Source organism: Erythrobacter sp. S267 (genome assembly GCF_057365045.1).
On record NZ_CP200298.1, the window covers coordinates 3,207,061 to 3,231,393 of the forward strand.

The following is a 24,333-nucleotide window of genomic DNA, read 5'->3' on the forward strand; positions in this document are numbered from 1 at the left end:
GAACTTTAAGGGCTTAGGTGCCGGGCGACTGGTCGCCATCACCATTGCTGAACGCGATCACGATGCCGCCAATCGCTGCAGCCGAAGCCAGTAGGATGAGGATGATCGAACCGCCCTTGCCACGGACATCTTCGCCCTTGGCATTGCGAGCCATACCAGGCTGTGCAGCAGTGCTTGTATAAACCGGGCCACCGTCACCAGCGCGGGTGTTGGCCTGTGCGGCGATCGGAGCGAAAGCCATGCTTGTCGCAGCGGCAGTCACCATAGCGCGTGACATAAACTTCATCATTGAAATTAGCCCTTTTGTGAATCTCTTACTCGGTCGTGTTAGTGCAGTGCAGCAAGTTTGACAACAGTCGGTTACTGAAAAAAGGTAAATGAAGTGCTCGGCGGCCTACAAAGCTGCGGGCAATAGGGGTTAATGCACTCTCAGCAAAGTCGGTTTACCGCCAGTTTCCGACGGTCCGCTCCCTCAAGTGGCAGAATCTGCGTCCGAATCGCCCAACAGCAAATGATAGCGATCAATGTCGCCTCCCGTTACGATCTGATCGTTGTAAACCAGCCAGGCATGGGCTCCAAATTCTCCGTCCTTTGGATTCTCTACCCCGATTCGAATCTCGCTCAGCAATCCCTTTGATAAGAGCCAGTTTTGGCCCGCGACTGCTTGGATCAGACAGTCGCTGCGCCATGGCAGCCGATCCGAAAGGCGTGGCAGGACATAGGTGATCCTGTGCAGTTCGCGCTGGGTGATGGCGGAGCTGTTGCGGGAACGGGCCCGAGAGTGAGCGTTTCGCTTTGGGATGTCGCGCGCTGCCAAACGATCGAAGATCAGGCGCGCGCGGATCAATTCAACGAAGCCCCGCAGCGCATAGGCGATCAACCAAGGCAAATCTGCGATGGCGGGTCTTTGCCCTTCCGCAGGGACGTGAGGAGATTGCGCCGTTTTCATGTTCTGCCTATGACCCTGCGCCCAATGACCCCACGTCTGCTGACTTTCATGTCTAGTGGCATATGGGCATAGCCTCTGCCAAGCGCGTGTTACACGCGGGTGCAACTCAGTCTAAAGGGCGGCAAGCAACTCAATTGTCTTCAATCGGAGCCATCTTTTCCGTTCACGGAGTGTCTTCTGAGGACCTTGAGACCATGGCATCGTCCTTGGGGCAAGTACCGCATGACGTGTTGGCCAAGTGGCAAGGGGGGGCCATGGCTCTCGTCTCTGCGACCTTGCACACCAATGCTGCTTCACGCACTGGAGCTCAGCCTTACACCAATGAGGATGGTCGGGTCGCCGCCGTGTTCGACGGATATTTGTTGAACCCAAAGGAGCTTGCAACCGATCTGCGAGCAGCAGGGGCGAAACTCACCGGATCGTCTGATGTCGAGCTGGCTTTGGCGGCTTACGAAATGTGGGGTGAAGGCTTTCCCAAGCGGCTGGAGGGCGAGTTCTCATTGATCATCGCTGATCAAAGGCGCGGGCAATTGCTGATTGCGCGCGACCACCTTGGTTTTGTGCCGCTCTATTTCCGCGAAGAGCCGGGCCGATTGATTGTCGCGTCCGAGTTTCGCACGCTGGCTGCTTTGTCGACCGCCCCGCTTGAGCCTGATCGGCATTATCTGGCTCAGTTGATCACCAATCGCTGGTTTCTCGAAGAGGCTACGGTCTGGCGCGGGGTCAAGCGCGCCAAGCGAGCCCACGTCGTTACCTTTGATGGGCAACGCTTAAAGAGCGAGTCTTATTGGGAGCCGCCAACAGAGGTCACGATCCGCTACAAGGATGATCGTGACTATGCTGAGCATTATCGCGAAGTGTTGTTCGATTGTGTGCGCCGGGCCTCAGTCTCGGACAGGCCGGTGGGGGTTGCCGTTAGCGGCGGCCTGGATTCCTCTTCACTCTTTTGCATCGCCGACATTTTAGAGAAGCGAGGAGAACTGGGAGCCCCGGGGTTTGCTGGATATTCGCTCGCCGCACCTGACGGCAGCAATGCATTTGAACTGCCCTATGCGCGCGCCGCCGCCGCTCATATCGGACGCGAGCTAACGGAAGTGCCCTTGTTCGATCCCGACATTGATTGGTACACACAAGACGCCGCCTGGCACAACGACATCCCTATCGCCTCCAACGGGGCAATGATGCTTGGCCTTGATGAGCAGGTTGTGGCTGATGGCAGCCGGGTGCTGATCAACGGCAATGGCGGGGACGAGTGGTTACAAGGAAACACGCAATATTATCGCGAATTTGTGGCTGACCGTGACCCAACACGCTTTGCCGAAGCGCTGCGCCGCGATGCCTCTGCCTTCGGATGGCTTTCCGCGATCAAGACGGCGGGGCGCCAGACCGCGGCTGAGATTACGCCCGTGCCGCTTCGCAGCATGACCCAGAGGTTGTTGCGCAATTATCGCCGAAAGACAGACAGAATGCCGGCATGGCTTCGTGAAGATTTGCGCGATGTCCTGCAAGACGCGGAGGAGGCATACACGCTCAAACTGCCAGAAAATGGAGTGCTCTGGGCCAAGCACAATCTGGTCAAGTCTCCCTTTAGCGATTTGACCTACACATTGATGCGCAGGCAGCGCGCCAAGATAGGGCTCGAATCGCGGCACCCGATGCTTAGCCGGCGCTTTATCGAGTTCTCCCTGCAAACCCCTGCGCATATCAAACGTCAGGGTTCGACGAGCAAGGTGGTGCACCGCGAAGCGATGGCTGACATCCTGCCTCAGACGATCCTTGACCGCACGACCAAAGCCAATTTCACCAACACCAAGATTGACATGCAATTCGCCGACTACGTGCGCCGTCATGCGCATGAAACCCTTGGGGAAATCTGCGATTTTGATGGCTTGAAAGAGGTTTTGGCTGTCGATTTTAGCACGCCCGAGGGCGATTTATGGGCTTGGGAAATTTGGGGCCTTTACGCAAGCGCAGCATTTTTGTATCGGTGTTAACGCATTGAGGTTATTGAGCCCTCTTTCGAGGGTCACAGAATGGGAATTATCGAGTGATGAAAACGATCGAAAAAGCAAAGTACGAAGCGCCGAAGCTGGTTGTTTTTGGCTCGGTCCGTAACCTGACTGGCGGCAGCGGAACCAGCTTCCGTGACGGCGCAGTGACGAACGTTCGCTTCTGATTTTTCGCGTTTTTGACGCTGCTTCGGCGGCGACAAAATCGCTGATTGAGAGGGCATCCCTGACCGGGGTGCCCTTTCTCTTTTGCGGACTAAGCTACTAACTTTGCTTAATTTTTCCTAAAGTCGAGGCTTGAGCTCGGTGGCTGGCAGCCAGCATATCACTACCGCTTTTGCGCGAAGTGTTCGCAGGCAAGGGACTGGTGCGTAAGATGCTGGATGAACCGGCATATGACCGTGCTGATCACAACTAACCACAGACTAACAGCACGTCTTGTTTGCGTCTTTGATTGGATAGATTGGGTCGGCGGCAAACCTTGCATGCGAATCACTCGACACGCCTTGCCGATTCGTCGGAGCCCTGTTTGACCTTTGTCTCTATTTGTTGATCGAAGTGGTCCCTTGCCTCTCACATCTCTCGCCTATTCGATTGGTGCTCGCTAAGGCTCCTCACATATGAGCTTCACTCAGCATTCGCCCCGCGCGCAAGAGCCGCTTTCATCCGAGCCCTACGACAGATGGGTTGCGCCGGATGGAACGTGCATGGCTGAATTTCACCGTATGGAGGCTGGCTATCTGATCCGCTTCCCTGGCCAAGTGGACTTTGATGTTGTGCCGGGGACAGCACAGGATCCAGCGCGCATAAAGGCATGGCCGGTTCCAAACCTCGACCAGCAGAACATTACCAATCTCTATCACAATGCGATCCTGCCGATCTTGGGCAATCATGAAGGAGGTCTTTTCCTCCATGGTAGCGCGGTTAGCCTGGGCGGTGCAGATGCCGGAGCAGTCGCGTTCCTTGGCCTTTCAAGAGGTGGGAAGACCACATTGGCCGGCAGTTTCGCAAAGACCGGCCACCCATTCCTGACCGAAGATGTCATCGACCTAAGGCTGGAGGATGGTCAATATTGGCTCCAACCCAAACGCTCCAAACTTCGCCTTTTCGCCGATAGCGCGCGCCACTTGCTAGGAGGGGAGACGCCGATCGCGGATGAAGATCGCAAGCAGGATGTCGAGGCGGGTGAAGGCCTTCCTTTTGCTGATGAAGCCGTGCCGCTTCGCCAGATTTTTGTGCTTGGCACCGACCATGGTGCTGACCTTTCGATCCGACGATTCACGTTACAGGAAGCGCTGAGCGCGCTGTTGCCGCACGCCTTCATTCTAGATGTGGATGACAAAGACCGTTTGCGGGGGCACTTTGCGCGCATGGCCGACCTTGTTCAGGACATTGGCTGTTACGCCCTTGACTACCGCCGCGATTATGCGGAACTGCCGCGCGTACACCGCGCCATCTTGGACATTTTTGCCCAAGACGAAGCCGCTTAAGTGAGGGTAGCACAGTCCTGATCATGAAACTCAGCGACACATTTTCTGCGTCTAGCGAAGTGGTCGCCCGCGAGGTGGGCGGCGAGATGGTTCTGCTCGATTTGGCGAGCGGGCAATATTTCGGGCTCGATCCTGTCGGAGGGCGCATCTGGGAATTGCTCTCTGAACGACCGCATTCGATCGCCGAATTGTGCGACGTGATCGAAGCGGAATTTGATGCTCCACGTGACCGGATTGAGGCTGATCTTATCGCGCTCGCTGGTCAATTTACCGAGCAAGAATTGATCACGCCCGCCTCAGCCTAGGTGCGGGTGATCAAGAGGCTGCTTCCAACCCCTTGGGTGTGATTTTGAGAATGCGGTCGGCCAGAGCAAGGCTGGCGGGACGGTGGGTTATGATGATCACCGTTCTGTCTTTGAGCGACTGGACGCAGCCTTCAACAAAGGCGGCCTCGCTTTCAAGATCGTACATGCTGGTTGCCTCATCCAGAATGTAGATCGGAGGGTCCCGGTAAAGCGCTCTCGCCAAGGCAATCCGCTGGCGCTGACCGCCTGAGAGACGCACGCCATTGTCGCCAATCTCGGTATCGAGACCCTCTGGTAACTCCTCGATAAAGCGATCCGCCTGCGCCAATTTTATGGCTCGTTCCATCACTGCCGGATCGTGCTTGGAGGACTGCCCAAAGGCAATGTTGTCGCGGACGGTTCCGTTGAACAAGAGCGCGCGTTGGGGGACATAGCCGAACTGGCTGCGCAAGCTTTGCAGCTGGATCTCACCCACATCCTGACCGTCGAGGGTTATGCTCCCGCTGTTTGGCTCATAAAAGCGCAGGAGCAGACGCACGAGTGTCGACTTGCCTACGCCATTGTCGCCGGTCAGCGCGACAATCTCTCCAGGTTCGATTTTGAGGTCGAGGCCGCTGATGATTTCGCTGCGTCCCGGATAGGCGAAGTGCACATTTTCAAAGCCAATAGCGCCCTTTGCCCGATCTAGCTCCTCGCCTTTCAGATAGCCCTGTTCGCCTTCGACATCCAGCACGGCTTCCAGCCGCGCCAAGGTCCCGCGCGCCATCTGATAAGAGCCATACATATTGGCGAGCTGGCCGATGGGGCGGGTCAAAAGGGCTGTATAGAGCAGAAAGGCAAAGAGCTCGGTTGGGGATCCTTGTCCGTCGATCAATTGCTCTGACGCAAACAGTAGCACTGCGATTGCGGCCAGAGCGGCGAAGAGCGAGACGATCGGACCGATCAAGGCATTCAAGCGCGCCTGCGCGGTCGCTAGACGCTTGGAGTTGTCGGCTGCCTTGCCAAACCCTGCACGGTGGTAGGCTTCGGTTGCGAAGGCTTTGATCGCAGGCAGCATCGTCAAATCGCGCTCCGCCACCGTGATCAGCTCTACTTCAGCCGCGCGCACTTCACCCGAGACTGTACGCAAGCGTCTCCCCGCAAGTTTCGTCATGATGAAGAAGACCGGCACCAGCAGAGGGATGATGATCGCCATAACAGGATCGAGCCAGAACAGGATTGCTATTGCGCCCAAAGCGGTGAGGACAAGCGCCGGTGCATTTGCAAGGGTATCTGCAAGAAAGTCACTGAGATTGCCGACCTCATAGGAGGTGAGGGCAAGCACATCTCCCGTGCGCGCTTCGTCATGAAAGCTCAATGACAAGTATTGGACATGGGCGTAGATCTCTTTGCGCAGCTGCGTGAGGATCGACAAAGATGCCGTCTGTGAGACCCAAGCAGCGGTGATGTTGAGCGCGGTCATCGCGATCAAAGTGACCACCAGCAAAACCACGGTTGAGGACATGTCTATGCTGGCAGCAAGATCGGCTTGGCGGTCGAGCACCCCTCCCAGCAATTGCGCCGCCAGCCAGGGCACCGCCAGTATCGCCGCAGAGCTCAGCAAGGTCAGCGCGCTAATCAGCGCCAATTGCCAGCGAAAGGCGCGCGCCCATTTCAGCCAGAAACCCAAGCTCATCGTGCCACCACTCGCTTTAGGATGCGTGCCAAATTGCCGGTCATCGCAGCCCCCTGCAGCGCAAAGGTCGGCCAGTTTGTGCGGCTCGGATATTTCTTCACCAAATGCGACCGCGGGGGGAAAGCGCGGCTTGCAAGCATTCGACCACGCTCGCTCCAGCTGTTCGCCGTGCGCAGGTCGAGCCAGAACTCGCCGAACTTGTCGGTCACGGCAAAGTAGGCCGCGACATCTGGGTCGAGTGGCATGGCCTCGAGCTCTGCCAGAGTGCCTTCGGGCAATGGAGTGCCCAGATCGTCTTGTGCGCCGCGAATAGCTTCGGCAACCAACGGCCCAACGCCTCGCGCCGCGCAGAGGGCTGTCAGGCGGCTCCAGTCGCGTTCCCCCATCGCGCGTGCCATCAGATCGAAGTCAACCGACCAGATAAGCCTCCGCGCGCCGACCACCCGCCCTTCATCGGTCCAGTATCCGTGCACGCAATGCCACTTCTGATTGATCGTTTCATGGATCATGGTGAGAGCGTAATCGGCCCGAAAGGCGCGTGGGGCAAGCCGGTCAAGAGGTTGCTTGTGTGCGAAGAACTCTTCCGCGGTCAGGACGCGCTGGATCACGGGCCGGTCCGAGGGCAGCCAGTGCAGGTCCAAGGCGTGAATGAAGTGCTCGGCTGCTTTGACGAGCCACCCTTCCTGATGGGTCAGGCCATGCGGATCATCGCCGCGATACCAGCCATTCTCAAGCAGCACGCCGCGCGTCTTTTCAAGGTCCGCCGGTCGGATCAGCAGATCGCTATCCCCGCGCCTCCGCGCTGCGGGATCATTATGCAGCGAATAGGCGAGCGCCGTGCCTTTCATAAAGAGGTTCTCGATCCCGGCCTTGTCCAACGCCGCTACCAGCTTGGCGAGAGCGGCCGAGTGGGTCATTTCCCAAAGCGCAAGCAACCTCGCTTCTTCGGTAATTGAGGCGATCAGGTCTTGCGGCCAGTCTTCCAGCAGTTTGGCGTCGCTATGCAGCAGCGTGTCGAGCCCATGCACCTCAATTCGCGACCAGATTCGGTCGGTGGCCTCTTCATCCGAAAACGATGAAAGCCAAGGGGCACCATCCCCGGCGCGAACGGCGCGCAGAGTGCTCCTTAGAAATTCATCGATTGCAGCGGTGTCGGTCATATTGTCCGAGCTAACTGTCCCTAACGCTTCTGGCCCCAAAGCTTCGCTCAAGTCCATGCGGCAATTGCGCCGATTTGACCAGTGGCCACGCTCCCCATGGTGCAGTGCGACATTAAGGATTGACCCTCAAGGGCCTTGCTGCAATGCGAATTGGCACAAGAGGGTTCAAAGGCAGTCCGGGGAACAACAGTGTCGGCACCACGCAAAGGCATCATCCTTGCCGGGGGATCAGGCACGCGGCTATACCCGTTGACGCGCGGCGTTTCGAAGCAGCTCATGCCGATCTTCGACAAGCCGATGATCTATTATCCGCTGAGCACCCTGATGCTGGCCGGGATCCGCGATATCCTGATCATCACGACGCCTGAGGATGCAGTGCAATTCCAGCGTGTGCTGGGTGACGGATCTGACTTCGGCGTCAACCTCAGCTACGCGCAGCAGCCCAAGCCGGAGGGGCTCGCACAAGCTTTCCACATCGGCGCCGATTTCGTGCGCGGAGGACCCAGCGCGCTCATCTTGGGTGACAACATCTTCTACGGTCACGGCCTGCCCGACCTGCTCCAAAGCGCCAATGCGCGGGAGAGCGGGGCGAGCGTCTTTGCCTATCGCGTGACCGACCCTGAAGCCTTCGGCGTGGTCGAATTCGATTCGACCGGCAAGGCGGTTTCGATCGAAGAAAAGCCTGCCAAACCCAAGTCGAATTATGCCGTCACCGGCCTCTATTTCTACGACGAAACCGTGGTCGACCGCGCGCGCGATCTAAAGCCTTCCGCCCGTGGCGAGCTGGAAATCACCGATCTCAACCGGCTCTATCTGGAAGAAGGCACTATGTCGGTCGAGATGATGGGGCGTGGCTTTGCTTGGCTTGATACCGGAACGCATGCCTCGCTGCTCGATGCCGCGACCTATGTGCGGATCACCGAGGAACGGCAGGGGCTCAAGATTGCTTGTCCTGAAGAGATCGCTTGGCGTCAGGGTTTTATCTCTGAAGAGCGGCTTGAGGAAATTGCCCAGCCGTTGCGCAAGTCGGGATATGGCGAATATCTGCTTGGACTGTTGAACCAGTAAATGTCACAGAGCCTACGCACCCGCGCCTATTGGGCCGCCCATATTGCGCGTCATGCGCCGGGGCTGGCCTATCGTGCGGTGCCACTGGCAATCGGTTCGCGGACCCTATCTCCGCCTTCGCGGCGCACAATGCTGGTGGCGACACATCACAAGGTGCTGACGGTGTTTCTCTCGCGAGTATTCCGCGTCTTCGCCGGGATCACGGCGCGCACTTATGACTTCGATTCCGGCAAGCAGCTTGACTATCAATCCGACGTCCAGATCGACCACAAGTCGACGCCCAAATGGGATGCGTTGCCAGACGATCTGTTTGGCCTGCACGTCATCCGCGACCCGCGCGACATCATAGTCTCCAGCGCTTTCTATCACACCAAGTCAAAAGAGCGCTGGCTCCATCGTCCCAACGACGATTATGGCGGATTGACCTATCACGAGAAGATCAACTCGTTCGAAACGGTCGAGGAACAGCTCTTGTTCGAGATCGAAGAATCAAGCGGCGTCATCATCCGCGACATGCTCGCCTGGGATTACGAGCGCGAGGGGATTTTCGAGCTTCGCTACGACCAACTGGTGGGCGAGGGGGCAGATATGAACTTTGCCCGCGCGATTGCCGATTGGCCGATCAAGCAAGCCGAAAAGTCTTTGCTCGTCAGCCTGTTTCGCTATTTCTCGCTCGGTGGGCCGGGTACCAAGAAAAGCCGTCACATCCGCAATCCCAAATCGGGCCAGTGGCAGGAACACTTCACGCCCAAAGTGCAGGCTGCATTCGACGAAGCCTTCCCCGATGCGCTAGAGCGTTTGGGCTATAAGGACGCCTGACGTGAAGATTATCGAAACATCTCTGCAAGGTCCGTTGATCATAGAACCGCGCGTGTTCGGCGATGCGCGGGGCTTCTTTATGGAGACCTGGAATGAGGCTGCCTTCCGTGAAGCCGGCCTCGATCTCACTTTCGTGCAGGACAATCACAGCCGTTCGCAAAAGGGTGTTTTACGCGGGCTGCATTTCCAGAATCCGGGGCCGCAGGGTAAACTGGTGCGCGTGACGAATGGCGCTGTGTTCGACGTCGCGGTCGATCTGCGCCGCTCCTCGCCGCAGTTTGGGCAGTGGTGCGGGGTGGAGCTTTCCTCTGAGAACCAACGCATGTTTTGGGTGCCAGAGGGCTTTGCGCATGGCTTCCTTACGCTCGAGGATGACACGGATTTCCTCTACAAATGCACCGCGCCTTACGCGCCGCAATCTGAGCACACGCTTGCTTGGGATGACCCCGCTGTCGGAATAGAATGGCCGATTGATGGCCTCGATCCGATCATCTCCGAAAAGGACGCGGAAGGGAAAGCCCTCTCCGACGTGATGGCCTTCGCATGAGAGTTCTGATCACCGGAGCAGGCGGCCAATTGGGCGGAGCGCTACAACGCACCGCGCCTGCTGACGCTGACATCACAGCTATCGACGTTGAAGACGTTGACCTGACCGACGAAGCCATGCTGCGCGCGCGGCTGGCAGTCGAAGCGCCCGACGTTATCCTCAACGCTGCCGCTTACACCGCGGTCGACAAGGCGGAGGAAGACGAGGAAATGGCCCTCGCGATCAACTCCGATGCCGTGGCGGTGATGGCTAAGGCGATGGCCGAGACCGGCGGCAAGCTAGTCCATGTCTCGACCGACTTTGTTTTCGACGGCCAATCTTCGCGCGCCTATCGCCCCGAGGATAAGCGCGCGCCGATCAGCGCCTATGGACGCACTAAAGCGGCCGGTGAGGATCACCTTGGTGAGGGCGATCTGCTTGTGCGTACCGCCTGGGTCTATGAAGTCGGCGGCGCGAATTTCGTGCGCACGATGATCCGCCTGATGCGCGAACGCGATGAGCTCGGCATCGTCTCTGACCAGATCGGCTCCCCGACCTGGGCGACCGGATTGGCGGAGACGATATGGGCGCTCGTCGCCAGTGGAGCGACAGGCACCTTTCACCACAGCGATGCGGGTGAAGCGAGCTGGTACGATTTTGCCGTGGCAATTGGCGAGGAGGCACTGGCGCTGGGTATGTTGGAGCGGCTGCCCACCATCAAACCCATCACAACATCGGACTATCCGACGCCGGCTAAACGCCCTGCATTCTCGCTGCTCGATTGCAGCGCAACGCATGAGCTGCTGGGCACAGAACCGGTTCACTGGCGTAAAAATCTCCGCGCGATGCTCACAAAGGAAATGACCCTTGGCTAATCTGCTCGTCACTGGCGGGGCCGGCTTTATCGGCGGCAATTTCGTCCATTATTGGAGCGAGAAGTACCCCGAAGACACGCTTACCGTCCTTGATGCGCTCACCTATGCGGGCAATCGTTCAACCATCGAAGACGCGGCGCGGACTGAGTTGGTTGAAGGCGACATTCGCGATCAGGACTTGGTTGAGAAACTGCTCAAAGAGCACGATATTTCGACCATTGTGCACTTTGCAGCGGAAAGCCATGTCGATCGCTCGATCACAGGGCCCGACGCCTTCATTGACACCAATGTTCTTGGCACAAACTCGCTGTTGAAAGCAGCGCGGTCGGTGTGGCTGGATGGCGAGGGGCGCGATCACCGTTTCCACCATATCTCGACCGATGAGGTGTTCGGATCGCTTGGTTCTGACGATCCCGCCTTTAGCGAGACGACGCCTTACGCTCCGAACTCGCCCTACTCGGCATCCAAAGCGGCTTCTGACCACTTGGTGCGCGCTTATCACCACACATACGGGCTGGAGGTGACGACCAGCAATTGCTCGAACAATTACGGTCCCTATCAATATCCAGAAAAGCTGATCCCGCTGTTCCTGTTGAACGCGCTGTCGGGCAAGAACCTGCCGATCTATGGCGACGGAATGAATGTGCGCGACTGGCTGCATGTCGAGGACCATTGCCGTGGGATCGAGGCGTGTCTGCTCAAGGGCAAGCCGGGCGAGACTTACAATATCGGTGGCGGGGCGGAGCTTCCCAATATGGAAGTAATCGATGCGATCTGCCGTGAAGTGGACCGCGCCTTTGAGGAAGTGGACGGCTTGGCTGAACGCTACCCCGATGCACCAGCGGCGAAGGGGGAGAAAAGCGACACGCTCAAGACCTTCGTCACCGACCGTGCAGGGCATGACCGCCGCTATGCCATCGATGAGACCAAGGCGCGTGCTGAGCTCGACTATGCGCCCGGCCACGGCTTTGACGAAGGGCTGCGCCAGACGCTGCGCTGGTATCTCGACAATGAAAAGTGGTGGCGGCCGCTCGCCTAGGATGCGACGCGCGGCTTTCCTTCGCCCAGCCGAGACAGGCGCCCGATGACCAGCACCCGCAAGTCTGTCATCTACTCAACGCTCGCCAATTTTGGCGCGATTGCGACTTCGCTTGTGCTGGTCGTCGTTGTCGCACGCTGGCTGTTTCCGGCCGAGATTGGCGCGTTTGCAGTCGCCTATGCGATCATCAGCCTGCTTGAACCACTCCGTCAGGCGCAAATGGTCGCTTATGTGATTCAAGCTGATGAGATCGACGACAAGGCGATGCGTGCTGTGAGCTTTGTCGGATGGGTCACGACGGCGGCAACCTTCGCCGCGAGCCTTGCCATCGCGTTTTTGATGATCGGGCCATTCGAAGCGCGCGAAGCGGGTGAGCTGCTGCTGATCATGAGCGGGGGTCTGATTGCGATGACCATCGCCCAGCCGGCCTTTGCCATGCTCAACCGCGAGATGCGATTTGGGCTCATTTCCGGGATTGAGGTGACCGGCGCCCTGACCAAGGCGGCGGTGACAATTGGCGGACTGTATGCGGGGCTCAGGGCAGAGGCGCTGGCTTTCGGTATTCTCGCTGAATTTCTTGTGAAGCTTGGGTATGTATTCACCGTGGATCGGAAGTACGCGTTCGCCTTGCCGGGCCGAGCAGGGACACGGCCAGTCTGGAGCTTCTGTCTCAAATTCACCGGCGCGCAATTCGTGATCCGCTCAGGCGCGTCGGCCAACGATCTGCTGGTTGGTGGGTTCTTGGGCTATGCAGCGGCGGGTCTGTTCAACCGGTCCTCTGTGCTTGTCCGCAAGCTGCGTTCGGGGATCGAGAAGGCGACCATGCCCGTGGCGATGGCGGTGTTCTCTGCCTCGAAACGCAAGGGATTGAGCTATGCGCGGGACGATTACCTCAAGGGTGTATCGCTGCTGACCGGGGTCACATGGACCGCTCTTGCAGTGATTATCGCCTTGGCGCAGCCCATGGTGCTCGCCACATTCGGCCCGCGTTGGGAGGCAACGATCCCGCTGGTCCAAGTGCTTGCGGGCGCTGCGATCATTCACGCAACCACCGCGATGGTGCCTTCGCTGATGGCATCGATCGGGCGGGTGGATTCGCTGTTCAAACGCAATCTGATGATCCAGATCCCGCGACTTGTGATCGTCTTTGTCTGCGTGCAATTCAGCCTCACCGCTGTCGTTTGGGGCATGTTTGCGAGCATGCTGATCCACTTTGTGGTCAACCAGGCGTTGCTGGCGCGCGAGGTTGAGATCGGGTTTAGCACCATCCTGACCAGCCTTTGGCGGAGCGGTGCCGTGGCTCTTGTGAGTGCGCTGACAGGTTTCGCCGCTCTTCAAATGCCAGCCCTTGGTACCCAGCCGGCGTTGGTGCAGCTGATTTCAGGCCTTGCCTGCGCAGGGACGGCATGGCTTGTTGCCTTGTTTGCTCTTTCGCACCCACTGCGAGGCGAACTACTCACCGCGATCGGCAAAGTTCGTTCTTGGATCGGAGGCCCTGCGTGATAAGAGCCAGCGCGATAGTGCCCGATCCCGCTCAGCTAGGAACCTCATGAAGATGAGCCAAAACTCAAAGACAAAGGTGTTTTGCGTCGGCTTTCAGAAGACTGGCACGTCGTCCATGCGGGACGCTTTGGCGAGCCTTGGCTACAAGGTGGCGGACTACTACGGGACTGAGCTAAGCCTTGAGGAGCTGCGCGCGACCTATGTTGAGCTTGGCCTCAAGATGGCAGCGGAGCACGACGCGGTGCAGGATATGCCTTGGCCGCTGCTCTATCGTGAATTGGACGAGGCGTTCCCGGGATCGAAATTCATTCTGACCATGCGCGATACCGACCGGTGGTTGTCCTCCATGGTAAAGCACTTCGGCGACAGGCCCAATGCGCGCAGACAACTCACCTATGGCGAGGGCAATGGCTGTCCGATTGGCAATGAGGCGCGCTATCGCGAAGTGTACGAGGCGCACAACAGGGACGTTCAAGCCTATTTCGCAGACCGTCCTGAAGACTTCATGGTGCTCGACCTGGCTGCCGGCGACGGCTGGGACAAGTTGAGCGCTTTTCTGGGCATTGAGGACGCGCCCTCCGGCCCATTTGAGCATTCAAACCCAGCTGAGATGCGCAGCTCCGCATCCTACAAGGCGATGCGAGCAGGCAAATTTGTACGCAACCGCGTCGGTAAGCTAATTGGCTTGAAGCCAATCACCTAAATGGCTGATGTCAGCTTTCGGCGAGGTATCCGTAACGCTCCATAAGATCGCGCGCTTTGCCATCGAACAGTTCGGCTGGCGCTTCGTCAAAGACGGTCTTCCACTTGCCGCGACCGTCAAAAATCGGCTGATTGACCTGCCAATTGCGCAGATTGTCATGATCTTTCCCGTCCGCGTCGGAGCCCTTCTCAAGCCCTTTTGTGCCAAACCAGTTGCGCTGTTGCGTGTGGTAGTTGAGCATGGAGTCATTGTAGGCAATGCCGACAAAGTCACACAGTTTGCGCAGCTCTGTTTCCGCATCCACGACAAGGTCTTCATAGCGCACAACAATTGCGTTGGGACTGTCTTCGACAGCGGCAATCGCTTCATTGGCAGAGACCCAGCGCTCAACCGAACCGGCCTGGTCGTTGAAGCGCTTGAACAATGACGCAGATACATCGCGCCCATCCCGGACCATCAGGATCATCTTTGTGTCTGGAGCACGCTGCTGGATTGTGTCGAGGATCTCAACGTGGCGCGGGGTTTTCTCAACTAGCACGGGGCGGCCTTTGAGAAGCCCAATTGCCTTGAGCACCATGAGCCGCAACCACCATCGACGGCGAAAGAAGACGCGCGTTTCCTTCAGCGGCACATAGCAACTGGGATGGGCCGCAAACATTGTTGCAAGCAAGGTCGTTCCGCTGTGCCCACAGCCACAGATAATCGCGGTTTTCATAGAATTGGTCCCTTGGGCCTGCTTTTCTTTTAAGCGCTGGAGAAGAGCCGTTTGCTCTCTCTGCGCAGCTTGTCAAATGCACGGCGACGAAGCGCGGCTGCATCCCAAGTCAATTGGCGGATAGCAGCAACGGCGCTGGATTGCTGAAAAATGTCAGCCATTCGCACTGTGCCAAAGCTGTGTGTCTTGGAAACCGAGTAATTGTTTGCCGAGTGCCAGACTTGGCAATCGTGCATTGGCGCTCCGTCCGCACCGACTGGGACGACAAAGCGCGAAGGCAGCCCCTCTGGCACATTATGATAAGTCAGCGCCCATGCCGATTGCACACGGCAGGAATGGTTGAACGATTGGGGCAACGTGTCGGCGGTGTCGATATCGGACCAAGGCGAGGCAAAGTATTCCGTGCACAGGTCCCGGTCGAGTATGAATCCAGCCCAATAGGGGAAGGTGGGCGCGACAAAGGCTTGGCCTTCGATCTCCATTTGCTGCTCTGCCTTGACCGCTTGGTAGCCGCGATAATCGGGCGAGATGCGATCGCCGCTTGCGCCTTTTTCAAAGCGCATAAAGCCGGGCATCACACCGCGGTCCTTGCAGGGGGCAAGATACCTTTCAAAGTACTTGATGTTGTCGCGATCAACGACGATGTCGTCTTCGATATACATAAAGAGATCGTCGGGGTGACCGGCCTCATCCGAAAACCAATCGCGCAAAGCTTGTTTGTGCCACCAAGTCAGATGCCAAGGGTGCGCCATCCCGTGGGTCTTGTCGAAGCTCAGTGAGAAACCGCGCGCCTCCAGTGCTTTGGCGCAAGCCTTGATTTCGGCTTCTTCAGCCAATGCGAGATCATTCGTGACAAGCGTGACGTCAACGCGGGCGCGATCCCACTGCGCAATAGCGCGCAGCACCTCGGCCAAAAACGGCACGCGTGCCGGAACGTAGTGTGCTGCGACAGACACAACAAAACCGGGCTCTTTGTTTGCAGGCGATGCATTCATCGAAGGTGGCTCAGGTTCCGGACGCAGATTACTCGGCTGACAAACAAAGTGTCGGTTACGGTGCCGGGCAGCTGATGACGAGCGGCTTCGGCCTGAGGCCAATAGATGGCATCGCTACGCGAAACAAGATGCTGCGATGCAGCAAGATGCGCAGCGCCACCGCCGCGAGGTCCAAGCGAATACGCTCAGGCCTCGCGGTTGGACGCCAATGCTAAAGAATGGCTCCTACGGGCCCTGCGCCGACACGCGGTGCTCCGGTCAGGTCATAGGTGACCACAGGGGCCTTGGGGTTGGTAAGGAGCTCGCCCGTTGGCGAGAAGTCGCCATAGTCAGGATCGACGTAAAGCGTCGCGCGTGTGCCTGCCTGAACTGAATCTGCGAAACCGGTTGTGATCGCGCTCACGGCGTCAGCTTGGACGTGATTATTGAAACCGCTTCCCGAACCGATATCCCCGCGTAAGGTGGTTCCGACATTGTTCGAGATCAGGGAATAGGTGTCGGCTGTCGGGGTAAAGTTTGCTTGAAACGTCTGGCGGGACCAGGTGTTGTGTACAAACACCAAGTGGCCAGCCTCAGCGGTCAGGTTGCCGATCTGCGACAACAAGTTGAGACCATCGACCTGCTCGAACAGATTGTTGATGACGAATACGTCCTGCGCATCATTGTTGGAACTGTCGCTGAAAAAGAGCTGACCTTCGGCGTTGGTTATGCGGTTGCCATAGAAGATCAGGTTCTGGCTGCGACCCGTAGGAGCGACAAAACCATCTTGGTGGAGGCCAAGGCTCGAAATGAGCCTTAGCTCGGCGCCTACAGGGATAGGATCAGGGAAATCGTCGCCGCCAAAACCACCAAAGTTAACCGGGTCAGTGATATGCGATGCGTTCAGTTCATCGTCGAGAACTGTCGCTGACCAGTCAGAGAGTGTGTTGATGTAGGCAGCGAGATCGCTAACCGTGTAGAGATTGTCGCCATCATCATGGCGCGACCAGCTTCTCCACGCGGCGAAAGAGCCCACTGGACTTCCGTCGACAAGGAATTCGAAGGTTCGAACCTGATCGATCGAGTTGCCGCTGTCAGTTCCTGAAACGCTCGCAGTCCCCGCGCCGGAATAAGTGATTGCGATACTCTCGCGTTCGTTCGCGATGTCGCTCTTGCGGATGTCATCGCAAACGGTGTGGACTGCGCAGAGGACCCGATCGGCATAGTCACCCCAACTCATCGAAGCGTCGATGCCACGCAGAAGGTTGGATGTATTGCCAAGTTCATACGCACCAAAATAGTAGCACTCCAACTGCCAAGGATCACCGTCCGCCCACAAGGACGGACCCGGGATCGTCCTGAAAAACAGTTCACGACCATTGGGGCGAACCATGCGGCATTGCTTGAGAACAAACACGCCATCTGCTTCACCTTGTAAGCGATTGATCGTTGAGAGATCGAACTCGATTCCCTCAAACCACATCTGCGAGTGCCGCAATCGCAAGCTGCCTTCATCTCCTGTGGCGCGCTTGATACGCGGGGTCACGCCAGGTGCGGCCTTGATTGTTGTGTAGCCGGTGATGATGTGACGGAAGGGGCTCGACCCGCTGAATGTGTAGTCGCCATCATCCAGCATTGTGATGCAAGCGTGGTTTGCTCCTGCCGATCTCGCCGCTTGCAGAGCTGAGCGGATGTCGGTGTAGTCCCCTTGTGCACCTAATGTGCTTTCCCAATCATATTGCGTGTCGGCGGGGAAGAAAGAATAGGGCCCGATCACCCGGCTTTGCATGGTAGCGTCCGCGGGGATCGCTTCGACATACAGGAGTGCCTCTCCGGCTACGCCTTCGGGCTTCTGGAGCGTAGCCCAATAGCCCAAGCATCCGTAATTCGATCCGTCAGCTCGCTGCAGAGGCCGGAAAGTGGGCTCAAGAACATCGATTGTGCTTCCTTCGAAGTGGAAGCGAACTCGGTCTATTGCGCCGATCAGCGTGTTGCCATCCGTCGCAAACGCCGCCACGCCGACAACCATGCTTTGCACGAAGCGCTGATTAGGCGGTTCAAGCAGGCGCATTGCAGGTTTGGCTGTCACGCGCGCCGGGTCGCTTGGCGTAGCGCTAAAGCCGCTTGCCGGGCTGCCATCCCAAGCGACCGAAGGGCTCACACGCGCAAAGCCTCCGTTACCATGAGCAACGGCGGACGGGCGGCCCCATATCGAGGGGATATCAAGACCGAGCTTAATCATCAGGCAAATCCGATGATGTTCGAGGCTGTCGTCCCGGTGGCACGCACTGCGCGCAATCGTAGCGGCAGAACCGCTCCGCTCGGGACATTGGTCAAGGTCACATCGGCATCTGAGTCAACCGCACGCAAGACGATATCTCCGCCTTCACCCACATAAATCGCTTTGGTGGCACGAGGGAGGTCAGCCACATCGTCAGAAGTCAGATCAAAGCAATCGCGCGCAGGCGCCGTAATCGTATCGGTCACGTCTTTGAACGGATCGTCCAGCATCATTTTCTCCTATTTGGAACATTTCATCAACACTTACTACCGATTCGGCGTGCTGTAGGAAAATAGTTTCTCGACCCCAGAGACGAGATGCCAACATCTGGCATCCCCGAAAATTGGTTTTGCGCCCTTGAGATGATCCTTTATAGCCTTGGGTCATGGCCTCCCGAGAAATACCATCTGCCGCCTATGCAAATAGGCCAAGGCGCATTGCTCGTCCGCGAGTGACCAAGACTAATGTCTTGATTGCGCTACTGCCAGCAGTGCTGTTTTTCTACGCCACGATCACGCCAGCTGAGGTGCGTTTTTTGCTGGCAGGTCAAGCGCTCTATCCGACACGGATAGTTGGCTTTGCTGTCATGCCTTTTGTGATTTACCGGATGATCCGAGAGCCGATCAAATGGTCGATGTGGGACATCGTCTTTTTCGCCGGCGTGTTTTGGATGGTCTTGTCATTCATCGCTGTCTACGGGCCAGGTGATGGGATCAGGCGTGGTAGCGCGCTCGCGACCAACGCATTTTTGCCCTACATCATCGGCCGCTGTTCTATTCGGGATCTCAACGACCTTCGGCGGTTCCTGATCTTCATCGCACCCGGCGCAATTGTCGTGGGCCTGAGCCTCCTGGCGGAGGTGATGACGCGTAGATTCATCGTCCGCCCGGCATTCATTTCGATTTTTGGTGCCTTGCCCAACTTTCAGGATGGCGGGATCGAAGGATCCAGAGTGCTCGAAAAGCAGTTTCGGTTTGGGATTCTGCGCGCTGTTGGGCCGTTCTCTCACCCCATTCTCGGCGGAATGTTCTTAGCCACTTTGCTCCCCTTGTATTGGGCCAGCGGATTGAGAGGGTGGCCTCGGCTTGGAGGCATTGCGAGCGGGCTTCTATCGGTCTTGTCGATGAGCACAACAGCCTTTCTGGGGCTCATCATCGGAGGTGGAATCCTGGCTCTCGATTATGCGCAGCGCGTCACCCGCATTATCACTTGGAGAGTCATCATACCTACTCTGATGGTGATGACAGTCATCCTCTATTTCTTGACTGAAAACGGTCTGATCCGGTTCATGAGCCGGTTCACCCTTAATCCCAACTCCGCGCACTATCGTCGCTCGATCTGGGAGTATGGCACGCAGTCTGTGATGAACAATCCGTGGTTCGGGATCGGGTTTGAGGGATATGAGCGCGCCAAGTGGATGGCCAATTCGACCATTGATGCTCATTGGCTCCTTTTGGCTGTGCGCCACGGTCTGTTGCCCGCCGCTGCGATCTTTGGGACAGCTGTCGCTGCGGTCGTATTAACGTCGCGCGCTGCGGCTCGGTCCTCCGGTCACGATCGTAACTCTTACGTCGGCGTCGCAGCCGCTGTGATGTGTGTCATCATTCCTGGTTTCGCAGTGTCCTTCTTTGGGGGCGCGCAAGGATGGTTCCACCTTTTGATCGCAATCGGCATCTCTGTGGGCGTTACGGCAGAGCGCAACCAACCACCGCGAGTTAGGGCGCCAGTGATCCCGCAGGCACCCGTGGAGAAGCTCCCGCGTGTTCCGGGCAGCAGCGCTGGACCGGCCTCCGCATCGCCAAGCGCTCGACCGTCAAGCTAAGCGCCCACCTCACGTTGCTTCGGCGCTTGGATTTACAAATCTAATGAAACCCGATCTCTCGGTCATTATCGTCAGCTACAACACGCGCGAGCTCACGCTCAAAGCGATTGAGACGCTGTACGCGACGACGGCCGGAATGAACTTGCAGGTCATCCTGTGGGACAATGCGTCACAGGATGGTTCAGCCGCCGCGGTCGCTGAGCATTTTCCGCAAGTGGAACTGGTTGCCTGCGAGGATAATCTCGGTTTTGCGGGGGGCAACAACGAAGCGTCGAAGATGGTCACCAGCGATTGGCTACTGCTGCTCAACCCCGATACTGAAACGCATGAGAACTCGATCGCCAATCTGCTGCGGTTTGCAAAAAACAATCCGCAAGCTGGCATTGTTGGTGGCCGGACCGTTTTCCCTGATGGCTCGCTTAACCCGACATCGTGCGCCAATCAGATGTCGCTTTGGAGCCTATTTTGTTCGGCTGTCGGCTTGGTGCGGGTGTTTCGCTCAAGCAGCTTCTTCAACCCCGAGGCTATGGGCGGGTGGCAGCGTGATACAGTTCGGCAGGTCGATATTGTCAGCGGGTGTTTCTTCATGCTCCCAACCGAGCTTTGGCGCGACTTGGACGGCTTTAGGCGCAAATACTGGATGTATGGCGAGGAGGTCGATCTGTGTTTGCGGGCGCATAAGCTGGGTTACAAGCCAATGATCACTCCCGATGCACAGATCATGCATCTGGTGGGCGCGTCGACCAAAAGCGCCGCGGAGAAGCACATCAAAGTCAAACGGGCCAAGGCCACATTGATCCGCGATCACTGGCCCGCATGGAAGGTCCCGTTAGGATTATCGATGTTCTGGCTATGGGCAGTGTGCCGCCGAACCGCTTCCTTGGTCCTGGGTATAGCGTTCGGAAAGCGCGATACGCGCCAACTTTGGGCGACGGTCTGGAGCCAGCGCAAGAGCTGGATGGCAGGCTACAAAGACTAGCGTTTCGGCGTGTTGAGAGCGGAGAGCAACCCCTCTCTAAAGCTGCGGGCTATTTCTGTCCGGGTGAACCGCTTCGCCTCGTTGCTCTGTTGCCAATCGGCCAGTTCTGCCTTCATTTCGCGCTCGTTCGCCAATGCATATTCCATAGCGTTAGCAATGGAGTTTGGCGACATCGGATCGACGCGAAGTGCAAATCCGCAGCCATCAAAATACCCATCCACGGCGCGGCCTTGCGGGTAAATGATCGGGGCGCCTGAAAACAGCGCTTCGACAAACGCGAGGCCAAATGTCTCCCTTTGAGAAGGCATGACCATCGCACTTGCTTGGTTGAGACGAGCGCGCACGCCTTCTCTGTCCAAAGCCCCTGTCAGCTTGATGGCGGGCGCATTGCCAACGATGCTGCGAGCGGCTTCCCAATCAGCTTCGCTGCCCCCGCCAATGATTTCTAGAGGCGCAACATCGGTGCGCTTTGCTAGCTCCCGCTGCGCCTCTACCAGACGGGCGAAATTCTTGTCATCAAAATTCTTGAGGTGGAAGACGCTGACGAGACCGGTGCCGGAGCTGGATGGAGCAAGCGGACTATCCAGCTCGGTTGCGCAAGGCAGCAGTTGGGTGCGCTTGGGTGAAGTCTGCACCATCCCTTGCGCATCCTTTAGAGCCCAGGGCGCAAATGGAAAGACTATTTCCGCCTCAGCCAAGACCTTGCCAAGATGTGGACGCAGATCGCGGCGTAGCTTCAATATCTTCGTATCGGTGTTGCCCTGGATCGAAAGCGCGAATGGGATGCCAGTTAATGTCGAGGCACGCTGTACGGCGATCCCCTCGATCGAGAGCTTGTGCCCTATGAGCAGATCAGGCCTGCGTTCCAGCTTGCCAATGTAGCCTGCAAGCCAATCACCCAATTGGACCAGCTTTGTGCGGTGCCGAAGCCCTTTGCCGGGAGCAGTGTAGCGGATGGCCGTGCCATACTCGAACGGCTGGGTGCTTACGGGCAAGGAGGAGCTGGCTCGCGCCAAATGCCGTACAGTCGCAACAAGCCCTGGATCGACGCGATTGATCGAGACCACATGATGATCGAAGTCATCTTGTGTCAGATCGAGAAGGGCTTGGATCGCTTTGGTCTTGAAAGGCTCAACCGTGTCCGGGAAGTCTCCGGATAGGTGCAAGATCAACGGACGCTCATCGCCCTCAATGCGCGATGGAACAGCGTCCGACACTGGCCTGATTAGTCCTTGTCGTCGCCGTACTGATAGTACTGGTACTGGTAGCCAAAGTCAGATCCCGCTTCGAGCGCGCGATATTTGGTTAGCACTCCGCCAATCACATTCGCGCCTACTGCCCGCAGACGACCCAGCGCCGTTTTGGCCTGCGAGAAGCTCGTGCGGTTGGCCTCGATCACGAAGATCGACGCATCAACACATTGTGCGATCTGAGGCGAATCAGCGAGACCGAGAACAGGGCTCGAATCGACCAGAACCAGCGAATACTCCTCGCGCTGCTTGGCGATGAAATCGCGGAAGCGGCGAGAAGACAAGAGCTCAACAGGGTTAGGCGGAACACCGGCCACTGAAAGAATGTCGAGGTTTTCATGCACGCCCTGGATAAGAGCGTCTTCCATTTCGCTGTGGCCTAGCAGTACTTCAGCGATCCCAGCATCTTTCGCCTCGACCTCAAGCAGTTTGAGGATCGAAGGTTTGCGAAGGTCAGCGTCAATCAGCAGGGTGCGACGACCAAGACGGGCAAACAACTCAGCCAAGATCAGGGCCGTAGTGGACTTACCCTCAGAAGCCTGTGAGCTGGTGAGCTGAACGACCGCTCCATCGCGCTGGACTACGAAATCGATGGTTGATCGGATCGAGGCATAGGCCTCCATCAGCGAGCTGAACTGGTTGGCCTCCTGCTGGTCGATATCGTCCGACTTAACATAAGGCGTGATGCCCAGAACCGGGAGGCCAAGACGCTCATCAAGGTCCTCCGCTCTGCGGAACTGATCTACGAAGATTTCGCGCACCAAGGCCAAACCGCCAGCAACCGCAATGCCTAGGACTAGCGCAAGGATCATGTTCTGAACGATGTCCGGTTCAACCGGGTTACGCGGGACGATAGCTTGGTCGAGCACTGTGATCGTGCCTGACTGTACGTTTGCCGCTGTGCTGATCGTGTTGAAACGGTCGAGCAATTGTGTGAGTTGTCCACGCAAAGCCTCGGCCTCACGCTCCAGCCCGGTATATTCGATCTTCTGATCTTGCTCGACGAGGGCGTCTTCGGTGGCTGATGCCAGCTCACCTTGCAGGGCTGCCTCTTGGTTGCGAGCGATGATAAACTCGCTGCGGATGGCCGCCTTGATATTGTCGCCAGTCTGCTCGATCTGACGGTCGATCAAGCCAATTCGCGCCTGAACATCGACGATTTCCGGGAACTGATCGTTATAACGTTGGCGAAGATTGGCGAGCTGCCCTTCAAGCTGTCCTCGCTGGGAGAGCAAGCTCTGGATGGCAGGGCTGCCCAAGACCTCGGTCATTTCCGAGGCCGGGATATTCGCCACTGAACGCCACTTCTGCTCTGCAGCGATTCGCCTGGCTCGTGCGTCGGCCACGGTCTGGTTGATGCTCGACAGGTTCGCGCCGGTGATTGTCTGACCGCCCTCGCCAGCGGTGCCAGTGGTCGCCTGGGTAACGATCCCTACACCGCGAGCATAGGCATTCGCTGCCCGTTCAGTCTCTTCCAACCGTCCCCGTACTTCGGCGATCTGTTCCAAAAGGAATTCACGTGCATACTCATTGCTGCTGAGATTGCGCCGCGTATCCGATTGCGAGAATGCCACGGCGTAAGCATTCGCCACCTGCGTTGCCACCACCGGATCGGGCGACCGGAAGTGGATCGTCATGATCCGACTATCATAGGGAAGGTCAGCGGTAACGCCCCCTTGAAGCCGTCCAATTGCGCGCGAACGTTTTGTCTCAAGCCATTGCTCATCCGAGCTATCGGCCGGGCGACTCTCGTCAATCTGTTCGCCAAGAAGCGCAGTGATGGCACCTTCATCAAGACTCTGCGCAACCACCTCGGCCAGGTTGCGGCTTTCAATCACTTCGCCTTGGGTTGCGAGGTAATTGTCGATCTCCCGCGTGGAAGACACAGGAGTCAAAACGTCCTGCCCTTCAACGATGTAATTGCCGAAAGGCTCAATACGTGTCGTTGCCGTCGCTTGATAGATCGGCGTGGACAGCAATGTCACAACCAGCCCGATCAGCAACGATGCGAGGACCGCACTGATGATGATCCAACGCTGGCGGAACATCGCACCGCGCAACCAAGCTGTGTCGATGAGAAAACCACTCTCTTTTTGAGGCCCATAACCGTTTTCGGGCAGATAACTATCAACCCAAAGGTCACCACCCCTGCGGGGGTCAGGGGATTCAATAATCGAGCGGTCGTTCATGT

Annotated in this window: 23 protein-coding genes; 13 read left to right on the forward strand and 10 right to left on the reverse strand. The window is 57.5% G+C overall.

All coding sequences use genetic code 11. The features are described from left to right. Nucleotides 1–13: 13 nt before the first annotated feature. Both AC0V6X_RS15200 and AC0V6X_RS15205 read right to left on the reverse strand, forming a co-directional pair. Nucleotides 14–289, reverse strand: a complete 276-nt coding sequence (locus tag AC0V6X_RS15200; protein ID WP_486185386.1) for a hypothetical protein — start codon at nt 287–289, stop codon at nt 14–16. A gap of 183 nt (nt 290–472) precedes the next feature. After that, entirely contained in the window at nt 473–949 is a 477-nt protein-coding gene (locus tag AC0V6X_RS15205) for a lasso peptide biosynthesis B2 protein (RefSeq protein ID WP_486185387.1), read from the reverse strand. A gap of 194 nt (nt 950–1,143) precedes the next feature. Between AC0V6X_RS15205 and AC0V6X_RS15210 the strand changes: the two genes are divergently transcribed. The 4 genes from AC0V6X_RS15210 to AC0V6X_RS15225 all read left to right on the forward strand — a co-directional run bounded on the left by AC0V6X_RS15210 (nt 1,144) and on the right by AC0V6X_RS15225 (nt 4,753). After that, nucleotides 1,144–2,943: an asparagine synthetase B family protein gene (locus AC0V6X_RS15210; RefSeq protein ID WP_486185388.1), complete on the forward strand. Its 1,800-nt coding sequence runs from the start codon at nt 1,144–1,146 to the stop codon at nt 2,941–2,943. A gap of 56 nt (nt 2,944–2,999) precedes the next feature. Beyond that, a complete protein-coding gene (locus AC0V6X_RS15215; RefSeq protein WP_486185389.1) occupies nt 3,000–3,125 on the forward strand; it encodes a lasso RiPP family leader peptide-containing protein in 126 nt (41 codons plus the stop codon). A gap of 540 nt (nt 3,126–3,665) precedes the next feature. Then, nucleotides 3,666–4,448 carry a phosphoenolpyruvate carboxykinase (ATP) gene (locus AC0V6X_RS15220; protein ID WP_486185390.1) on the forward strand — a complete coding sequence of 261 codons (783 nt, stop codon included), beginning with the start codon at nt 3,666–3,668 and terminating at the stop codon, nt 4,446–4,448. A gap of 23 nt (nt 4,449–4,471) precedes the next feature. Then, nucleotides 4,472–4,753: a PqqD family protein gene (locus AC0V6X_RS15225; RefSeq protein ID WP_486185391.1), complete on the forward strand. Its 282-nt coding sequence runs from the start codon at nt 4,472–4,474 to the stop codon at nt 4,751–4,753. Between the two features lie 10 nt (nt 4,754–4,763). On the opposite strand, the gene AC0V6X_RS15230 is transcribed toward AC0V6X_RS15225, so the two are convergent. Further along, a complete protein-coding gene (locus AC0V6X_RS15230; RefSeq protein WP_486185392.1) occupies nt 4,764–6,428 on the reverse strand; it encodes an ABC transporter ATP-binding protein in 1,665 nt (554 codons plus the stop codon). Beyond that, the gene (locus tag AC0V6X_RS15235) at nt 6,425–7,645 is read right to left on the reverse strand and encodes a nucleotidyltransferase family protein (RefSeq protein ID WP_486185393.1); all 1,221 of its coding nucleotides are present in this window, start codon (nt 7,643–7,645) and stop codon (nt 6,425–6,427) included. The genes AC0V6X_RS15230 and AC0V6X_RS15235 overlap by 4 nt, the downstream gene beginning before the upstream one ends. Nucleotides 7,646–7,777: 132 nt before the next feature. Here AC0V6X_RS15235 and rfbA point away from each other — a divergent pair, with 132 nt between their 5' ends. The 7 genes from rfbA to AC0V6X_RS15270 are packed head-to-tail and all read left to right on the forward strand — an operon-like array spanning nt 7,778 to nt 14,121. Continuing rightward, entirely contained in the window at nt 7,778–8,656 is an 879-nt protein-coding gene (gene rfbA, locus AC0V6X_RS15240) for a glucose-1-phosphate thymidylyltransferase RfbA (protein WP_486185394.1), read from the forward strand. Continuing rightward, nucleotides 8,657–9,475, forward strand: coding sequence for a sulfotransferase family protein (locus AC0V6X_RS15245; protein WP_486185395.1), 819 nt, complete (start codon nt 8,657–8,659; stop codon nt 9,473–9,475). It abuts the gene before it with no gap. 1 nt (nt 9,476) lies between these two features. Continuing rightward, nucleotides 9,477–10,022, forward strand: a complete 546-nt coding sequence (gene rfbC / locus AC0V6X_RS15250) for a dTDP-4-dehydrorhamnose 3,5-epimerase (RefSeq protein ID WP_486185396.1) — start codon at nt 9,477–9,479, stop codon at nt 10,020–10,022. Then, on the forward strand, nt 10,019–10,876 hold the full coding sequence (gene rfbD / locus AC0V6X_RS15255; protein ID WP_486185397.1) for a dTDP-4-dehydrorhamnose reductase: 858 nt from the start codon (nt 10,019–10,021) through the stop codon (nt 10,874–10,876). The genes rfbC and rfbD overlap by 4 nt, the downstream gene beginning before the upstream one ends. Continuing rightward, complete coding sequence (gene rfbB / locus AC0V6X_RS15260) at nt 10,869–11,915, forward strand: dTDP-glucose 4,6-dehydratase (RefSeq protein ID WP_486185398.1); 1,047 nt, start codon at nt 10,869–10,871, stop codon at nt 11,913–11,915. The genes rfbD and rfbB overlap by 8 nt, the downstream gene beginning before the upstream one ends. Before the next feature lie 45 nt (nt 11,916–11,960). Beyond that, on the forward strand, nt 11,961–13,418 hold the full coding sequence (locus tag AC0V6X_RS15265; protein ID WP_486185399.1) for an oligosaccharide flippase family protein: 1,458 nt from the start codon (nt 11,961–11,963) through the stop codon (nt 13,416–13,418). Between the two features lie 52 nt (nt 13,419–13,470). After that, a complete protein-coding gene (locus AC0V6X_RS15270) occupies nt 13,471–14,121 on the forward strand; it encodes a sulfotransferase family protein (protein WP_486185400.1) in 651 nt (216 codons plus the stop codon). A 10-nt stretch (nt 14,122–14,131) separates the two neighbouring features. On the opposite strand, the gene AC0V6X_RS15275 is transcribed toward AC0V6X_RS15270, so the two are convergent. The 4 genes from AC0V6X_RS15275 to AC0V6X_RS15290 form a co-directional block, all read right to left on the reverse strand. Then, complete coding sequence (locus tag AC0V6X_RS15275; protein ID WP_486185401.1) at nt 14,132–14,836, reverse strand: sulfotransferase family protein; 705 nt, start codon at nt 14,834–14,836, stop codon at nt 14,132–14,134. Between the two features lie 29 nt (nt 14,837–14,865). Further along, nucleotides 14,866–15,792 (reverse strand): hypothetical protein, encoded by a 927-nt coding sequence (locus AC0V6X_RS15280; protein WP_486185402.1) that lies wholly within the window; start codon nt 15,790–15,792, stop codon nt 14,866–14,868. A gap of 250 nt (nt 15,793–16,042) precedes the next feature. Next, nucleotides 16,043–18,052 (reverse strand): hypothetical protein, encoded by a 2,010-nt coding sequence (locus AC0V6X_RS15285; protein WP_486185403.1) that lies wholly within the window; start codon nt 18,050–18,052, stop codon nt 16,043–16,045. Next, nucleotides 18,052–18,321: a spike base protein, RCAP_Rcc01079 family gene (locus tag AC0V6X_RS15290; RefSeq protein WP_486185404.1), complete on the reverse strand. Its 270-nt coding sequence runs from the start codon at nt 18,319–18,321 to the stop codon at nt 18,052–18,054. The genes AC0V6X_RS15285 and AC0V6X_RS15290 overlap by 1 nt, the downstream gene beginning before the upstream one ends. Nucleotides 18,322–18,542: 221 nt before the next feature. On the opposite strand from AC0V6X_RS15290, the gene AC0V6X_RS15295 reads away from it, so the two are divergent. Together AC0V6X_RS15295 and AC0V6X_RS15300 are read left to right on the forward strand one after the other, a co-directional pair. After that, complete coding sequence (locus AC0V6X_RS15295; RefSeq protein WP_486185405.1) at nt 18,543–19,913, forward strand: O-antigen ligase family protein; 1,371 nt, start codon at nt 18,543–18,545, stop codon at nt 19,911–19,913. A gap of 43 nt (nt 19,914–19,956) precedes the next feature. After that, a complete protein-coding gene (locus AC0V6X_RS15300) occupies nt 19,957–20,892 on the forward strand; it encodes a glycosyltransferase family 2 protein (protein ID WP_486185406.1) in 936 nt (311 codons plus the stop codon). Here AC0V6X_RS15300 and AC0V6X_RS15305 read toward each other — a convergent pair. Continuing rightward, complete coding sequence (locus AC0V6X_RS15305) at nt 20,889–22,109, reverse strand: glycosyltransferase (RefSeq protein ID WP_486185407.1); 1,221 nt, start codon at nt 22,107–22,109, stop codon at nt 20,889–20,891. The genes AC0V6X_RS15300 and AC0V6X_RS15305 overlap by 4 nt on opposite strands. Nucleotides 22,110–22,117: 8 nt before the next feature. Further along, a complete protein-coding gene (locus AC0V6X_RS15310) occupies nt 22,118–24,331 on the reverse strand; it encodes a GumC family protein (RefSeq protein WP_486185408.1) in 2,214 nt (737 codons plus the stop codon). Nucleotides 24,332–24,333 lie beyond the last annotated feature (2 nt).

Coding starts and splice junctions, on each gene's coding strand:
- AC0V6X_RS15200 (WP_486185386.1), bottom strand. CDS start 289: ATGATGAAGTTTATGTCACGCGCTATGGTGACTGCCGCTGCGACAAGC.
- AC0V6X_RS15205 (WP_486185387.1), bottom strand. CDS start 949: ATGAAAACGGCGCAATCTCCTCACGTCCCTGCGGAAGGGCAAAGACCC.
- AC0V6X_RS15210 (WP_486185388.1), top strand. CDS start 1,144: ATGGCATCGTCCTTGGGGCAAGTACCGCATGACGTGTTGGCCAAGTGG.
- AC0V6X_RS15215 (WP_486185389.1), top strand. CDS start 3,000: ATGAAAACGATCGAAAAAGCAAAGTACGAAGCGCCGAAGCTGGTTGTT.
- AC0V6X_RS15220 (WP_486185390.1), top strand. CDS start 3,666: ATGGCTGAATTTCACCGTATGGAGGCTGGCTATCTGATCCGCTTCCCT.
- AC0V6X_RS15225 (WP_486185391.1), top strand. CDS start 4,472: ATGAAACTCAGCGACACATTTTCTGCGTCTAGCGAAGTGGTCGCCCGC.
- AC0V6X_RS15230 (WP_486185392.1), bottom strand. CDS start 6,428: ATGAGCTTGGGTTTCTGGCTGAAATGGGCGCGCGCCTTTCGCTGGCAA.
- AC0V6X_RS15235 (WP_486185393.1), bottom strand. CDS start 7,645: ATGGACTTGAGCGAAGCTTTGGGGCCAGAAGCGTTAGGGACAGTTAGC.
- AC0V6X_RS15245 (WP_486185395.1), top strand. CDS start 8,657: ATGTCACAGAGCCTACGCACCCGCGCCTATTGGGCCGCCCATATTGCG.
- rfbD (WP_486185397.1), top strand. CDS start 10,019: ATGAGAGTTCTGATCACCGGAGCAGGCGGCCAATTGGGCGGAGCGCTA.
- AC0V6X_RS15265 (WP_486185399.1), top strand. CDS start 11,961: ATGACCAGCACCCGCAAGTCTGTCATCTACTCAACGCTCGCCAATTTT.
- AC0V6X_RS15270 (WP_486185400.1), top strand. CDS start 13,471: ATGAGCCAAAACTCAAAGACAAAGGTGTTTTGCGTCGGCTTTCAGAAG.
- AC0V6X_RS15275 (WP_486185401.1), bottom strand. CDS start 14,836: ATGAAAACCGCGATTATCTGTGGCTGTGGGCACAGCGGAACGACCTTG.
- AC0V6X_RS15285 (WP_486185403.1), bottom strand. CDS start 18,052: ATGATTAAGCTCGGTCTTGATATCCCCTCGATATGGGGCCGCCCGTCC.
- AC0V6X_RS15290 (WP_486185404.1), bottom strand. CDS start 18,321: ATGCTGGACGATCCGTTCAAAGACGTGACCGATACGATTACGGCGCCT.
- AC0V6X_RS15300 (WP_486185406.1), top strand. CDS start 19,957: ATGAAACCCGATCTCTCGGTCATTATCGTCAGCTACAACACGCGCGAG.
- AC0V6X_RS15310 (WP_486185408.1), bottom strand. CDS start 24,331: ATGAACGACCGCTCGATTATTGAATCCCCTGACCCCCGCAGGGGTGGT.